At 74.0% G+C, this 13,581-nt stretch carries 16 protein-coding genes and 1 tRNA gene; 6 read left to right on the top strand and 11 right to left on the bottom strand.

What is annotated here, in order from left to right; all coding sequences use genetic code 11:
- The first annotated feature begins 145 nt into the window (after positions 1-145).
- A complete protein-coding gene (locus tag ABZ479_RS16990; protein WP_500462345.1) occupies positions 146-523 on the top strand; it encodes an MmcQ/YjbR family DNA-binding protein in 378 nt (125 codons plus the stop codon).
- Here the strand turns inward: ABZ479_RS16990 and ABZ479_RS16985 are convergent.
- Positions 520-1,137: a DUF4291 domain-containing protein gene (locus ABZ479_RS16985; RefSeq protein ID WP_500462344.1), complete on the bottom strand. Its 618-nt coding sequence runs from the start codon at positions 1,135-1,137 to the stop codon at positions 520-522. The genes ABZ479_RS16990 and ABZ479_RS16985 overlap by 4 nt on opposite strands.
- Positions 1,138-1,377: 240 nt before the next feature.
- Between ABZ479_RS16985 and ABZ479_RS16980 the strand changes: the two genes are divergently transcribed.
- Positions 1,378-2,523 (top strand): inorganic phosphate transporter, encoded by a 1,146-nt coding sequence (locus ABZ479_RS16980; protein ID WP_500462343.1) that lies wholly within the window; start codon positions 1,378-1,380, stop codon positions 2,521-2,523.
- Positions 2,524-2,542: 19 nt separating this feature from the next.
- Positions 2,543-2,779: a hypothetical protein gene (locus tag ABZ479_RS16975; RefSeq protein WP_500462342.1), complete on the top strand. Its 237-nt coding sequence runs from the start codon at positions 2,543-2,545 to the stop codon at positions 2,777-2,779.
- Positions 2,780-2,822: 43 nt separating this feature from the next.
- Here the strand turns inward: ABZ479_RS16975 and ABZ479_RS16970 are convergent, their stop codons facing one another.
- From ABZ479_RS16970 to ABZ479_RS16930, 9 genes are all read right to left on the bottom strand, one after another.
- Entirely contained in the window at positions 2,823-3,563 is a 741-nt protein-coding gene (locus ABZ479_RS16970) for a PIG-L deacetylase family protein (RefSeq protein WP_500462341.1), read from the bottom strand.
- A 162-nt stretch (positions 3,564-3,725) separates the two neighbouring features.
- Complete coding sequence (locus ABZ479_RS16965; RefSeq protein ID WP_500462340.1) at positions 3,726-4,271, bottom strand: hypothetical protein; 546 nt, start codon at positions 4,269-4,271, stop codon at positions 3,726-3,728.
- 5 nt (positions 4,272-4,276) lie between these two features.
- Complete coding sequence (locus tag ABZ479_RS16960) at positions 4,277-4,630, bottom strand: ArsR/SmtB family transcription factor (RefSeq protein WP_500462339.1); 354 nt, start codon at positions 4,628-4,630, stop codon at positions 4,277-4,279.
- Positions 4,627-5,103 (bottom strand): SRPBCC family protein, encoded by a 477-nt coding sequence (locus ABZ479_RS16955; protein WP_500462338.1) that lies wholly within the window; start codon positions 5,101-5,103, stop codon positions 4,627-4,629. The genes ABZ479_RS16960 and ABZ479_RS16955 overlap by 4 nt, the downstream gene beginning before the upstream one ends.
- A 104-nt stretch (positions 5,104-5,207) precedes the next feature.
- Positions 5,208-5,939 (bottom strand): tyrosine-protein phosphatase, encoded by a 732-nt coding sequence (locus ABZ479_RS16950; protein WP_500462337.1) that lies wholly within the window; start codon positions 5,937-5,939, stop codon positions 5,208-5,210.
- A 30-nt stretch (positions 5,940-5,969) separates the two neighbouring features.
- A complete protein-coding gene (locus ABZ479_RS16945) occupies positions 5,970-7,415 on the bottom strand; it encodes an FAD-binding protein (protein ID WP_500462336.1) in 1,446 nt (481 codons plus the stop codon).
- 182 nt (positions 7,416-7,597) lie between these two features.
- Positions 7,598-8,833 (bottom strand): hypothetical protein, encoded by a 1,236-nt coding sequence (locus ABZ479_RS16940; protein ID WP_500462335.1) that lies wholly within the window; start codon positions 8,831-8,833, stop codon positions 7,598-7,600.
- 64 nt (positions 8,834-8,897) lie between these two features.
- Complete coding sequence (locus tag ABZ479_RS16935) at positions 8,898-9,422, bottom strand: SigE family RNA polymerase sigma factor (RefSeq protein WP_500462334.1); 525 nt, start codon at positions 9,420-9,422, stop codon at positions 8,898-8,900.
- 35 nt (positions 9,423-9,457) lie between these two features.
- The gene (locus tag ABZ479_RS16930; RefSeq protein ID WP_500462333.1) at positions 9,458-10,558 is read right to left on the bottom strand and encodes an MFS transporter; all 1,101 of its coding nucleotides are present in this window, start codon (positions 10,556-10,558) and stop codon (positions 9,458-9,460) included.
- A 138-nt stretch (positions 10,559-10,696) separates the two neighbouring features.
- Here ABZ479_RS16930 and ABZ479_RS16925 point away from each other — a divergent pair, with 138 nt between their 5' ends.
- The gene (locus tag ABZ479_RS16925; protein WP_499604202.1) at positions 10,697-10,966 is read left to right on the top strand and encodes a DUF6343 family protein; all 270 of its coding nucleotides are present in this window, start codon (positions 10,697-10,699) and stop codon (positions 10,964-10,966) included.
- A gap of 145 nt (positions 10,967-11,111) precedes the next feature.
- On the opposite strand, the gene ABZ479_RS16920 is transcribed toward ABZ479_RS16925, so the two are convergent.
- Positions 11,112-11,185 (bottom strand) — tRNA-Met (locus tag ABZ479_RS16920).
- A 183-nt stretch (positions 11,186-11,368) separates the two neighbouring features.
- On the opposite strand from ABZ479_RS16920, the gene ABZ479_RS16915 reads away from it, so the two are divergent.
- The gene (locus tag ABZ479_RS16915) at positions 11,369-11,704 is read left to right on the top strand and encodes a hypothetical protein (protein ID WP_500462332.1); all 336 of its coding nucleotides are present in this window, start codon (positions 11,369-11,371) and stop codon (positions 11,702-11,704) included.
- Between the two features lie 235 nt (positions 11,705-11,939).
- Entirely contained in the window at positions 11,940-13,553 is a 1,614-nt protein-coding gene (locus ABZ479_RS16910) for an ABC-F family ATP-binding cassette domain-containing protein (RefSeq protein WP_500462331.1), read from the top strand.
- The last annotated feature ends 28 nt before the right edge of the window (positions 13,554-13,581 follow it).

Here is a 13,581-nt window from a genome sequence, read left to right as displayed (position 1 = left end):
CGGTCCAGCGGGGGCGCGGCCGGGGGCGCCGCGGGCGCCGCCGGCGCCGGCGGGGCCCGCCTGCCGGGGATCGGGGGCGGCACCCGCCTACGATCAGGCGTACGCGTGCCCGTCGACCGCCGTCCGCGTCCGCCCGGGAGGCCCCGTGACCACCGTCCACGACCCGCTCGCCGTACGCGCGAAGGTACGCGCCTTCGCGCTCGCGCTGCCCGGCGCCGCCGAGGAGTTCCCGTGGGGCGAGAGCGTCGTCAAGGTCAACAGGAAGGTCTTCGTCTTCCTCGGTGCCGGCGACGGAGGCCACCCGCCCGGCATCAACGTCAAACTCAAGGACCCCCAGCTCCACGAGCACGCGATGTCGGTCCCCGGCGCGCGGCCCTCCGGCTACGGCCTCGGCAGGGCCGGCTGGGTCTCCGTCCCCCTCACCGGGGAGACGCCCGCAGCCGAGGTGCTGTGCGACTGGGTGGAGGAGAGCTACCGCGCGGTCGCCCCGAAGCGGCTCGTCGCGGAGCTGGACGGCGGTTAGGCGGGCCCCGTCGTCGCGCCGATCACGGCGGCGGTCGCCGCGTCCAGCGGATAGGGCCGCTCCCGCGGCAGCAGCGCGGCGGCGGCCTCCCGGTCGCCGGAACGCACGAGCTCGTGGACGCGGTGGGCGAGTCCGGTCACGTCCCTGATGCCGACGATCCATTGGTCGGCGTAGTCGCGGGTCGCCCGGCCGGAGAGCCCGAGCTGCAGCGAGCGGTACGGCAGCGCGTTCAGCGCGAGGTCGCGCTCCGGGTCCCACTGGACGCGGACCTCCGTCGCGCGCACCCGCTCGGCCCAGGTCTCGCGGTCCGGGTACACCGAACGGTCGAAGTGCGACAGACAGGCCCGGCGGAGCGCGGAGTCGAAGCCCTCACGGCTGACGTCCAGGGCGAGCACCCGCTCCTGCCCCTCCTTCCGGCCCCAGCCGCTGCGGTACATCATCCACAGGAAGGACGGCTTGATCCACGTCATCCGGGAGCGGCTCCAGCTCCCGGGGAAGCGGCCGTGGAGCACGGCGGGATCGCCGATCCCCGGGCAGTAGGCCTGATAGACCGTCACGGTGTCGTCGGTGTGCGCGGCCCTGATCATCCGGTACGGCGTCTCGGTGTTCTCCATGCTGCAGGCATCCTGCCCGCCGCGGCCCGACGTCCGCCACGGGTTTTCCGCCGCGCCGCCCGCCGCTTCCGCCCGCCCCTTCCGCCCACCCCTTCCGGCCGCCCTTCCCGCCCGCCTCGTCCGCCCGCCCCGGCGAGCCGTGCCGTGCGGGCCACGGGCACCTCGCCTAGCCTGGAATCCCGAGCCGACAGCGGTATGCCGGGCCCGGTGACCGCACCGCACCCGGGTGGGAGGTATGCGGTGGGCTCCGTCTCCTTTCTCATCATCATCGTCATCGTCACGGCTCTCGCCTTCGACTTCACCAACGGGTTCCACGACACCGCCAACTCCATGGCCACGTCGATCGCCACCGGTGCGCTCGCGCCCCGGGTGGCCGTGGCGGTGGCCGGCGTGCTGAACCTGCTGGGCGCCTTCCTCTCCACGGAGGTCGCCAAGACCATCTCCAACGGCATCGTCGACGACGCCAAGGTCTCCGCCGTGATGATCTTCGCCGGGCTGGTGGGGGCCATCCTGTGGAACCTCGTGACCTGGCTGCTCGGTCTGCCCTCCAGTTCCTCGCACGCACTGTTCGGCGGGCTCATCGGCGCGGTCTGGGTGGGCGCGGGCACGTCCGCGGTCAACGCGGGCGAGGTCCTGGAGAAGATCGTCATCCCGGCGGTCGCCTCACCCGTCGTGGCCTGCGTGGTGGCGATGCTGGCCACCTACCTGGCCTACGTGATCACCAGACGGACCCGGGGCGACAAGGTGAAGCGGGGCTTCCGGGCCGGCCAGGTCGGCTCCGCCTCGCTCGTGGCGCTCGCCCACGGCACCAACGACGCGCAGAAGACGATGGGGGTCATCACGCTGACGCTCATCTCGGGGGGACTGCTCGCGCCCGGCACCGGTCCGCCGTGGTGGGTGGTGCTCAGCGCCGGGCTGGCGATCGCGCTCGGCACGTACGTGGGCGGCTGGCGGATCATCCGCACCATGGGCAGGGGGCTGACGGACATCCAGACCCCGCAGGGCTTCGCCGCCGAGACCAGCGCGACCTCCGTGATCCTCGCCTCCTCGCACCTGGGCTTCGCGCTGTCCACCACCCAGGTCTGCACGGGCAGCATCCTGGGCGCCGGCCTGGGCCGCAGGCTCGCGCAGGTGCGCTGGGGGGTCGCCGGGCGGATCGCGGTGTCCTGGGTGCTGACGCTCCCCGCCGCGGCGGCCGTCGGCGGGGTGGCGGCATGGGTCGCGGACCACGGCGACCTCGGCGTCGCGCTCGTGGCGGGCGTGGCGGTCGCCGCCGCCGCGGGCTTCTACCTGCTGTCGCGCCGCCGTCCGGTCAACGCGGACAACGTCAACGACTCCCGGTCGGGTGCGCAGGAACCGAGCCCCGCCGGCCAGTCGACCCGGTGACGGTCAGGAGCGGATGCGCATGGACATCGAATGGGGCAACCTCGGCGCCGTGTTCGGGGCCAGCCTCGGCATCACGATCGCCCTGGTGGTGATGTTCTCGCTGGGCGTCGCCGCGTGGGGCCGCGCCGGCAGCGGCCCCCGCGACGGGCAGCCGCGCGACGGCCAGGAGAAGGCGGCCCTGGCCGTGGCGGCCTTGTGCTTCGCCGCGTGCCTGGCGGTGGCGGCGTACGGGATCGACCTGATCGTTCCCGGCTGAGGCCGGGACCGAGGCGGTCGGGGCCGGCCCGCCCGCCCGGCCGCTACCTCGGGTAGACCTGGAACGCCACCGCCGAGCGGTCGCCGTAGCGCCGGGCCGCGAGCTCCAGGTTGCGGCCGAGGAATTCGCGCGCGTAGTCGGCCGGTTCCTGGTCGGTGAGCGCCCGGATGTACGCCTGGTGCTCGGCGAGGGAGGCGACGGCCCGCTCGACGTCGGCGTCGCCGACCTCGACCGCGTGCGTGGGGTACGGCGATCCGGCGACCGCCGCCCAGCGGACGCCGCCCCAGGGCTCCAGTCCTTCGTCCTCGATCAGTTCCGGGAAGATCCACCGGTTCCCGGCGTCACCGGCGGCGTCCAGGGCGGCCCGGCCGACGGCCCGGTGGTCCGGGGTGTTCCAGACCGTGCCGCCCCAGGTGTCGTGGTGGTTGAACGTGATCAGCAGCTCGGGGCGGTGCCGGCGGATCGCGGCGGCGATCTCACGGCGCAGGGCCGGGCCCTCCTCTATGACGCCGTCGCGGTGCCCGAGGAACTCCACATTCCGCACGCCGACCACCTTCGCGCTCGCGCGCTGCTCCGCCTCGCGTATCCGCGCAGCGTCCTGCGGGGGTACGCCGTCGATGCCGGCCTCGCCGCGGGTCGCCAGCAGGTAGCCGATCTCGCGGCCCGCCTCCGTCCAGCGGGCGATGGCCGCGGCGGCGCCGTACTCCAAGTCGTCCGGGTGGGCGACGACGGCGAGCGCCCGCTGCCAGTCCTCGGGCATGGTGTCGAGGTGCTGCTCGGGCACGGGGGCCGCCTCCTGTGATCCGCAACGGGCGCGTCGAAGCCCTGATCATGGCACGCCCTCCCCGGCCCTCTGGCGTGGGGTGCCCCGGCCCCTGCACGGCCGCGGCCGGCGGTTCCACCACGGGGCCCGGGGGGCCGGGTGCCGGTCAGGCGGGGTAGCCGGTCAGGCCGGACTGCCGTCCGCCGCGGGGGTGGGAGCGGGCAGCGGGGTGACCGTGGCGCGGTCGTCGCCGACGGGCTCGGGAGACGGGGCGGCGGCGGGCGCCTGGCCCGCGGTGTGCTTCTTCTCGACGACCTTCTCCGCGGTCTTGCCGCCGAAGTAGAAGCCCACCATCACGATCATGAAGGTGTTGAAGCTGTCGTAGACGTCGTCGAGGAAGCCGGACGTGTCGGCCATGGCCCGTGCGACCTCGCTGTTGAACGAGGCCGCGACGAAGCCGAAGTAGAGGACCGTGAAGGCGGACATCACGGCGGTGCGCACGTCGCGGGAGTCGGTGAAGAGCACCAGGAAGGTGCACAGGCTCATCGCGGGCAGCGCCACGGACAGGCCGGCGATGCCGATGTCCTGCCCGAAGAACCAGAAGGTGGAGGCCACGCCCAGCGCGAGCAGCAGCACGTTGACGACGACGAGCAGCAGGCCCACCTGCCAGTTGATGCGGCCGTCGCCGATGCGGCCGGAGAACCTGTCCGGCGGCCTCTCCCCGTTCACGGCGCTCAGGGTACACCGGGGTCCTGCGAAGTGGCCTCCTCCGCAAGGCGTTTGATGGCCGACAGCCGGGCGTCCCAGCGGGCGGCGACGCGGTCCATCCACCGCGCCGCCGCGACCAGCCGCTCGGGCCGTACGGCGTAGCGCATCTCGCGCCCGGCGCGCCGCCCCGCGACGAGCCCGGCATGATCGAGCACGGTGAGGTGCTTGACGATCGCCTGGCGGGACACGGGGAGTTCGGCCGCGAGCACGGTGGCGGTGGCGTCGCCGTGCTCGGCGACGGCGTCCAGGATGCGCCGCCGCATGGGGTCGGCCAGCGCGGCGAAGACGTCCTCCTCGCCGCTGGTGGGGGTCTGCGTCATGCGGGCAGCTTCTCCACGTACGCGGCGAGTCCGGCCGTGACCTCCACCCAGCCCTGCGAGTGGCTCTCGTGGCCGGCGTAGGGGACGCGCTCCTCGGGGATGTCGAGGCCCGCGAAGCCGCTCTCGACCACCCGCAGGCGGGTGCCGTCCCCGTCGGGGGTGAGGGTGAACTCGACCAGGGTGGAGTTGTCCTCCGCGGCCTCCGCGCCGGGGAAGGCGGTGGCCCAGCGGTACGCGAAGTAGCGCGGCGGCTCCACGCCCACGACGCGGCTGGGGTAGACGCCGAAGCCGTGGTCGATCTCGAAGGCGCCGCCCGGCCGCAGGTCGACGTCAGCGGGCGCACCGCTGCCGCCGAGGTCCGCGCCGAACCAGCGGCCGATGTGTTCCGGCCGGGTCAGGACGTCCCACACGCGCTCGACCGGCGCCGCGATGCTGATCTCCTGCTCGATCCGGTCCGGGGTCTGGGTGCTCATGGTGGTTCCTCCGTCGCTGGACAGCATTACGTGCAACTCCAGGGTTGCACGTGAGATTCCTTCGCGCAACCAAAGGGTTGCACGTTACGGGGTTCCGTCCGGGATCAGTCGGTGAGCAGCGCCCCCCGCAGGGCGGTGAGCAGGGCGTCGTCCGTGCCGAGCCGTGCGCGGGCGTACCCCTCGACGGAACCGTGCTCGGCGGCCAGCCCGGCGAGGAAGATCCGCATCGCGTCGGCGGGCGCCCTCCCCCAGCCGGGCCACCGCAGGCTCCGCTCCGGGTTGGCCGCCGTCCAGTCCGCGAGCAGACGGGCCGTCGCCAGCTCGCTCAGCGCGTAGTCGGCGACGACGTCCTCCTCCGGCACCCCCAGCAGCCCGAGCACCAGCGCCGCCAGCAGTCCCGTGCGGTCCTTGCCGGCCGCGCAGTGGAAGACCAGCGGCCCGCTGGTTCCGGCGGCGATCACCTCCAGCGCGCGGGCCAGTTCCTCGACGCCGTCGGCCGCGACCTCGGCGTGCAGCCGTGCGTAGAAGGCAGTCGTGTCGACCTCCGGCCCGAACGCGGTCTGGTCCACGGGCCGGTGCTCGATGCTGAGGTTGTGGTACGCGACACCGGTGGCCTCCGGGACGCGCCCCTTGGCCTCGATCTCGAACGGGTAGCGCAGGTCGATGACCGTGCGCACGCCGAGGGCTGCGAACCGCTCCAGGTCCGCGCCCCCGAGCTTCGAGAGCGCGTCGGAACGGTAGAGCCGCCCCCAGCGGACCGTACGGCCGCCGGCCGTGCGGTAGCCGCCCAGGTCACGGAAGTTGTGCAGTCGCTCGAACGCGATGTGTCTCCCCATGGGGGGACCCTACGGGGCCGCCGCCCCGCTTCAGAAGATCCCCTGACCGGGGACGAGGACCCCCCGGGGGTCGTAGCGCCGCCGGGCCGCCGCCAGCGCGTGCCACGCGGGACCGAAGTGGGTCCGCCAGTCGGCCCGGCCGAAGGGGACGGAGCCGACCGGGTACTGCGTGCCGCCGGCCGCACGGGTGGCCTCGAACGCGGCCCGGTTGGCGGCCAGGAGGCGGTCGATCGTCGCGGTGTCCTGCGGCGGGGTGGTGCGCAGCACCGCGAGCAGGTACGGGACCGGGTCCGCGCCGGCCCGCAGCAGGGGACGGTGCAGCCGCTCACGCAGCAGCGGGTAGAGCAGCACGACACCGGGGCCGAGGTCGGCGGGCGTGAGGGCGTCGAGGATGCCCCCGGCGACGGCGACGGCCGCGTCGCCGGGGATGAGCAGGTTCAGCCAGGGATGGGCGAAGTCCCACAGACCGGCGGCCTTCAGCGCCTCCACCGAGGCGGCGAGCCGGTCGAGGAAGGCGAAGTAGCCGAGGTCCTCGATCTGCACACCCGCGGTGTCGTGCCGCAGCCCGGCGAGCAGCGCGGCGTCGTCGGGCGCGGCGTCGTAGGAGACGGCCTCCAGGACGTAGCCGCGGAAGGCGCCGTCGGCGTCCGGGACGACCTGGCCCTCGACGTAACCGAACCGGCCGTCGGTGACCAGCGTTCGCTGGTCGGCGAGGAAGGTGCCGAGGTCGTGGTACGGCAGCAGGTAGTGCCGGACCGTCGTCGGGGCCGTGACCAGACGCAGCGTGGCCGAGACGATGACGGCGCACTGGCCCAGGCCCGCCAGCACCGCCTCGAACAGGTCCCGGTGCCGCGACGCCGAGCAGCGGACCAACTCGCCCGCGCCCGTGACGACCTGCAGTTCGGTGACGTTGTCGACCTGCGCGCCGTGGTGGTGGCTCTGGCCGCCGAGTCCGCCCACGGACAGCGTGCCGCCGACGGAGAGTTCGAGGTAGTCGGTGAAGACGGGCGGCGTGAGGCCGTGCGCCAGGGTGGCCCTGGTGACGTCGCCCCACTTGGCCCCCGCGCCGACGGTGACGGTGCGGCTGCGCGGTCCCACCGGGCCGATCTGCGCCAGGGGCGTGGTCTCGACGACCAGTCCGCCGTCCACCTGCGCCTGGCCGGAGGTCCCGTGGCCCTGGCCGCGCGGCGCCACCTTCAGTCCGTGCCGGTTGCAGAAGCGCACCATGGCGACGACGTCGTCCACCGACCCCGGGCGCAGCACCGCGACCGGCCTGCGGTGCACGACGTGCCCGAAATCGTCCGCCGCGGCGCCGAGGGAGGCGTCATCGGTGAGCAGCGTCCCGTCCAGCCGGGGCAGACCCACCAGCGCGCCGTCCGCCCGCTCCGCGGCGTCCGCCGCCACGGCCCAGCTCCTGCCGACCGGGTCGAACCCGACCGCCACGGCGCCGGCGGCCGTCGCCGCCGTTCGCAACATGGCACGCCTGGACGGGAGTTGGGACATGCGCTCCCCCTGAACGGGTCGGTGGACGGTGCGACAGTCCGGGATTCTAGGCCTGCGGTCCCCCCGTCAGCAGCGACTCGGGCAATCCCGTGGGGCCACCAGCGACGCTAACCGACCCCACGGCGGGCGGCCCGCCGGGCGGGCCGCCCGGGTAATCATCCGAACTTCTTCCACCGGGCGTTGGTCGCCGCCCTCACCAGGGCGTCCATGCCGAGGACGGGCGTGGTGCGGGTGGGGGGCCGGTGGTAGGCGCCGGAGTTGAGTTCCGAGATGACCACCCGCAGCCCGTCGGGCCGCAGGGTGTCGGCGGTCCACTGCTGGATCCCGGCTCCGCCCTTGTCCCCCGGCCCCTTCTTGGTCTGCACCTTGGTGCCGTCGGGCAGCGTCTGGGGGTCCGTGAACTGCAGGTCCCCGAAGTCCTCCTCGGCCCAGTGCTGGACGTTGACCTCGACGAGCGTGGGCCCGTGGCCGTCGTCCACGGTGATGTGGGCGTAGCCGTCCTCCCCCACCGGGGCGGTGATCTTCAGGCCCGCCGGCATGACGGCCTTGAGGATCTTCACGATCTCCGCGCCCCTCGGCTCGACGGAACCGCTCGTGCCCGAGGGCGCCCCCGACGGCGCAGGGAATGCGTCGAAGACGCTGTTCCACCGGGGTGCCCGCACCAGTGCGGTGAGCTGCGCGACGTCCAGCGGCGGGTTGTCCCTGCTGGTCTCCTTCGCCTTCTCCTCCGGGGCGTTCCACTCGTTGGCCCAGATGCGCCGTCCGTCGGGAGTGGTCAGGATGGCCTGCCAGTTCTCGGGGCCCTCGCGCTCGTCCTGGTACTCCCAGGTCTTGATGACCACCAGCACCGAGCGGTCGGGCAGTTCGGTGCGCCGGCACGTCGTGCCCTGCTTCATCAACGCCAGGTCGGGGCACTCGGTCAGGTCCTGCCCCGACTGGTCGGCGAGGTCCAGGCCGACGGAGATCGTCGAAGCGCCGTGACCGTCGTCCCACACCACCTCGGCGAACGAGGAGGGCTGGGCCCTCGGATCGTCCCGCGGCCCCACGGCGCGGCCGCTGAGAAACCCGCCCTTGGGCAGCAGGCCTCCGAAGAGCCGGAGCAGCTTCTTCTCCTCGGGTGTCGCGCCGAAGTCCTCGGCGCTCTTGTGCGTCGCCTGGGGGCCGCTCGGCGCCGAGGGGCCCGTGTCCCCCGCGGTACCGCCGGGCGCGACCAGCGTCGCCGTCACACCCACTGCCGCCACGGCGGCGACGGTGCCCGCGACGGCGGCCGTGCGGCGGCGGTGGGCGCTGCGGCCCTGTGCGAGGCCGGCCGCGACGAGGGCGCGGCTGTCGGTGCTGAAAGTGTCGCCGGTGCGGCGCAGCGCGGCGCCGAGGTCGTCTTCGAAGGGCATGGTGAACCACCGTCCGGAGGAGAGGAGAGGTCGTCAGGGGAAGGGGAAGCCGGCAGGGGGTGAGTCAGTGGGAGGAGACGAGTTCCGCGAGGCTGTCGCCGAGCAGTTCGCGGAGCCTGGCGAGGGCCCGCACCGACCGGCTGCGCACGGCACTGGAGCTGACCCGCATCGCGTCGGCGGTCTCCTCGATGCTGCGGTCCTCCCAATAGCGGAGGACCACGACCGCACGGTCCTTGGGTGCCAGCCGGGCGAGCGCGTCGAGGAGGGTGAGCCGCAGCAGCGCGGTGTCGCTGTCGGAGCCGTCGGCGGCCGCGGGCACGTCGGGGAGTTCGCCCGTGGGCGCCTCGCCGCTGCTGCGCCGCCGCCGGTGGGTGAGGAAGGTGCGGACGAGCACGGTCTGCGCGTAGCCGGAGGGGTTGCCGACCCGGGACACCCGCCGCCAGGTGACGTACAGCTTGCCGAGGGTCTCCTGCACGAGGTCCTCGGCGAGGTGGGTGTCACCGCCGGTGAGCAGGCAGGCCGACCGGAAGAGGTGTGCCGCGCGGGTCCTCGCGAAGTCCAGGTAGTCCTTCGTACGGTCCTCGTGCATGCCCCACCCCGTTGTCGTCCGGCACCGCCTTCACCTCACTGACGTCGTGGGGGTGCGGAAATGTTGCACCGCGAGAGCAGGATCACGGGAAGCAGGAGCGGAAGGGCCGCCAGGGCGAACAGCGGCCCCGGCCCCGACCAGTGCGAGCCCAGGGCCCACAGGCCGAAGAGGAGCAGGGAGCCGGCCTCGGAGCCCAGGCCCGCCAGGGAGGTGACCGTGGCGCGGGTGCGGTCGGTGATGCGCTCCTGGAGGCGGGCGTCGGCGGCCGTCGTCGCCCAGTCGAGGAGGCCGAAGGCCACGGCCACCAGGACCAGGCCCGCCGGGTGGGTGCCCGCCGCGCCCGCGGCCAGGCAGACGGCGGCCACCACCGGCGCGAGCGGTGCCCAGCGGGTGCCGCGGCCCGCGAGCCAGCCCCCGGCCGTGGAGCCCGCGGTCACCAGGAGCACCAGCAGCGGAACGAAGGACGCCCGGACGCCGGTCGCCTGCGCGAGCAACGGGACGTACTCGTCCAGCGCGGTCGCGCCGGCCAGCAGGGAGACGACGGCCACCATGCGTCCCGCGCCGGGGGCGTGCCGGGCCTGGGCGAGGGCCTCGCGCAGCAGCCCGGCGCCGGACGCCTCGGCGTCGTCGTCCTCCGCGGCGGCCCTGCGGCCCCGGGGCTCGGGCAGCGTGAGGGCGGCCAGGGCGGTCAGTACGGTCACCGCGACGCTGGCCAGCCCGACCGCCCGGTCACCGCCGGCCGAGAGGAGCGGGCCGGCCAGCGCGGTCGCGGCGAGGGCCGCCGTGGTGCCGATGGCCTGCGCCTGGCCGGTGAGACGGGCATACGCGTGCGGGGCGCCGACGCGGGTCAGCTCTTCGTGGACCAGGGCCTGCAGCGCACCGGACCGCAGGGCGGAACCGGCGCCCCACAGCACGAAGCCTGCGGCGAACGAGGCGTAGCACGGCCACAGGGTCCACAGCGTGAAGCCCGCCCCGGTGAGCAGCGGCGCGAGCGTGAGCAGGGCGCGCCGCGAGAAGCGGTCGGCCCACACGCCCGAGGGCACCTCGAGCAGGAACGCCGTGAGTGACCACACGGCGAAGAGCGAGGAGATCCCGGCCTCCGACAGCCCGGCGTCGGCGAAGAGCACCGCGTACACCGGGTAGAGCGGGATCAGGTCCTCGAGGAACGCGTAGGCGTAGAGCCTGCGCGCCAGTGGTGACTCCGGTGAGGATCAATGTCGCCATGTCATGGGAAGAGCGTAGCCGGGTACGAACCGGTTGAGGAGGCGTTTTCCATGCGCATGGGACGTACCGGCAACGAACCCCTGCGGGCTCGCAGCGCACTGCGGATGCGGCTCGCGCTGGCGGCCTTCGGCCTGGTCTGGGCGATCGCGGGGACGGTGCTCTTCGCGGACCTCGGACGCACCGGGTGGGCCGTCTTCTTCGGTGTGCTGGCGCTCGCCGCGGCCGTCGACCTGGTCGTGGTCGTCCGGCACATCCGCCAGGGCCCGCACTGGCAGCCCGGTCGCGACGTGCCGCCCTACGAACCGGTCCGCAAACGCTGAGGCGGACGCCGGGGTGGCCGCCGGGGGCTGAGCCGGGGTGGCCCGCGGGGGCGACACGGCGCGCACGACCGGACACGTACGGGTACCGGAACGGGAAGGGGAACGCCGAAGGCCCGGTGCTGATGCACCGGGCCTTCGGATCCAGTAGCGGGGACAGGATTTGAACCTGCGACCTCTGGGTTATGAGCCCAGCGAGCTACCGAGCTGCTCCACCCCGCGTCGGTGAACATCACTCTACGGGGTGTCGGCGCCAGGACCAAATCCATTTGCGGTCAGCCCCCGCCGGAGGTGACCTCGGCCTCGGCGGTGGCCACCGCCGGCGCGCCCGCGGGAGGTGGTTCATCTGGCCCTCGCCCTGGACGCCGAGCGGATCCGCACGACACACGACCCGGGAGCGGCCCGGTGACGGCGCGCCCGCAGGGGCAGGACGAGGCGGTGCGGGAGCTGCTGCGGACGGCGGCGCCGCGCATGAAGGAGCAGGTCGGCGAAGTGTCGGAGCGGGGCATGGCCCGGCTGCACGCCGAGGTACCCGGCTTTGTGGACCACGCCGACCATCCCGACTGCTCCCTGGACGGCTTCGCGAGGATGATCACCACGCACCTCGACCGGCTCGCCGACCCGGAGCGCGCCGTGTCGCCGGGGGTGGTGGACACCGCCGGAGGGCCGGTCGGCACGACCGACGGGAACGCCGCGGGCGGCCAGAAGCGCCCGGAACGGGCCCACGGGGGCGCCCGGTAAATGCGTTGCCGGGTGCCCGGTCCCGGCGTAGTTTCTGCTCCGGCCCTGTCACCGCCCGATTGGAGAAGGCCGTTGCTCTTCTGAGGTCAGGGACACCGTGCCCGCGGCGCCGAACCGGCGTCCGCGTGGGCCGTGTACGACCTCGGCCGTGAGCAGCCGCCTCCGCGCAGCGCCCACCTTCCGGTGTCCCCGTGTGCCGACCCCGTCGACATCCACGAGCACCCCGGAGGACCGCATGGGACATCCCACCCTTTCCATCACCTGCACCGACCTCTCCTTCGCCTGGCCGGACGGCACTCCCGTCCTGGACGACTTCCAGCTCGCCGTCGGCCCCGGCCGTACGGGCCTGATCGGGCTCAACGGCTCCGGGAAGTCCACCCTGTTGAAGCTCATCGCGGGCGAACTGGCGCCCGTGGACGGCACGGTGCGCGTCGCGGGCGAGATCGGGTACCTGCCGCAGGACGCCGTCCTCGACACCGCGCTGCGGGTGGACGAGGCCCTGGGCGTCGCCGACGCCCGGGCCGCCCTGCACGCCATCGAGGCCGGCGACGTACGCGAGGAGCACTTCGCGGCGGTCGGCGACGACTGGGACGTGGAGGAGCGGGCACGCGCCGCGCTCGACGGCATCGGTCTGGACCACGTCGGCCTCGACCGGGTCGTCGGGGAGCTGTCCGGCGGCGAGGGCGTCCTGCTGCGGCTGGCGGCCCTGCTGTTGCGCCGTCCGGACGTGCTGTTGCTCGACGAGCCGACCAACAACCTGGACCTGGCGGCCCGGCGGCGGCTCCACGAGGCGGTCGCGGGCTGGAACGGCGTGCTGGTGGTCGTCTCCCACGACCGCGAGCTGCTCCGGCACGTCGACCGGATCGCCGAGCTGCGCGACGGCGGGGTCCGCTGGTACGGGGGCGACATCGAGGCCTACGAGGAGGCCCTGGCCGCCGAACAGGAGGCAGCCGAGCGGATGCTGCGCGTGGCGGAGTCCGACGTGCGCCGCCAGAAGCGGGAACTGGCGGACGCCCACGTCAAGCTGGCCCGCCGGGTGCGGTACGGGCAGAAGATGTACGACTCCAAGCGGGAGCCGCGCGCCGTGATGAAACTGCGCAAGCGCAGCGCGGAGGTGTCGGCGGGCAAGCACCGCGTCCTGCACACCGAGCGGCTGGCGGAGGCGAGGGAACGGCTGGACGAGGCCGTCGACGCGGTGCGGGACGACGACGAGATCCGCGTCGACCTGCCACACACCGCGGTCCCGGCCGGCCGGACGGTGCTGACGCTGCGTGCGCTGCGGACGGCGTACGGGGCGCCGGTCGGGGACCTGGAACTGCGCGGCCCGGAACGGATCGCGCTGGTCGGCCGGAACGGCGCCGGCAAGACGACGCTGCTGCGGACGATCACCGGTGAACTGCCCCCGGCGGCGGGCGAGGCGGTGACGCACGTGCCGTTGCGCTTCCTGCCGCAGCGGCTGGACGTCCTGGACGACGAGTTGTCGGTGGTGGCCAACGTGGCGCGGTTCGCCCCGGAGGCCACGGGCAACCGCATCCGCGCGTCGCTCGCCCGCTTCCTGTTCCGCGGCGGGCGCGCCGACCAGGCGGCCGGTTCGCTGTCGGGCGGGGAGCGGTTCCGGGCGTCGCTCGCGGCGCTGATGCTCGCCCAGCCGGCGCCGCAGCTGCTCCTGCTGGACGAGCCGACGAACAGCCTGGACATGGCGAGCGTGCGGCAGTTGACGACGGCGCTGGCCTCCTACGAGGGGGCGCTGGTCGTGGCGAGCCACGACCTGCCGTTCCTGCGGGACATCGGCGTCACGCGCTGGCTGCGGCTCGACGCGGAAGGCCTGACCCGCGTCGAGCCGCTGTGACGGGTACGGTGCCGCTCCGGCGGCGGGG

Source organism: Streptomyces sp. NPDC005722, assembly GCF_040630935.1.
GTDB lineage: Bacteria > Actinomycetota > Actinomycetes > Streptomycetales > Streptomycetaceae > Actinacidiphila.
The sequence above is the reverse complement of the archived record's forward strand: the minus strand, read 5'-3'. Positions and strand labels throughout refer to the sequence as shown.

Coding starts and splice junctions, on each gene's coding strand:
- ABZ479_RS16935 (WP_500462334.1), bottom strand. CDS start 9,422: ATGCACGAGGACCGTACGAAGGACTACCTGGACTTCGCGAGGACCCGC.
- ABZ479_RS16955 (WP_500462338.1), bottom strand. CDS start 5,103: ATGAGCACCCAGACCCCGGACCGGATCGAGCAGGAGATCAGCATCGCG.
- ABZ479_RS16975 (WP_500462342.1), top strand. CDS start 2,543: ATGGACATCGAATGGGGCAACCTCGGCGCCGTGTTCGGGGCCAGCCTC.
- ABZ479_RS16960 (WP_500462339.1), bottom strand. CDS start 4,630: ATGACGCAGACCCCCACCAGCGGCGAGGAGGACGTCTTCGCCGCGCTG.
- ABZ479_RS16910 (WP_500462331.1), top strand. CDS start 11,940: ATGGGACATCCCACCCTTTCCATCACCTGCACCGACCTCTCCTTCGCC.
- ABZ479_RS16985 (WP_500462344.1), bottom strand. CDS start 1,137: ATGGAGAACACCGAGACGCCGTACCGGATGATCAGGGCCGCGCACACC.
- ABZ479_RS16940 (WP_500462335.1), bottom strand. CDS start 8,833: ATGCCCTTCGAAGACGACCTCGGCGCCGCGCTGCGCCGCACCGGCGAC.
- ABZ479_RS16945 (WP_500462336.1), bottom strand. CDS start 7,415: ATGTTGCGAACGGCGGCGACGGCCGCCGGCGCCGTGGCGGTCGGGTTC.
- ABZ479_RS16925 (WP_499604202.1), top strand. CDS start 10,697: ATGCGCATGGGACGTACCGGCAACGAACCCCTGCGGGCTCGCAGCGCA.
- ABZ479_RS16950 (WP_500462337.1), bottom strand. CDS start 5,939: ATGGGGAGACACATCGCGTTCGAGCGACTGCACAACTTCCGTGACCTG.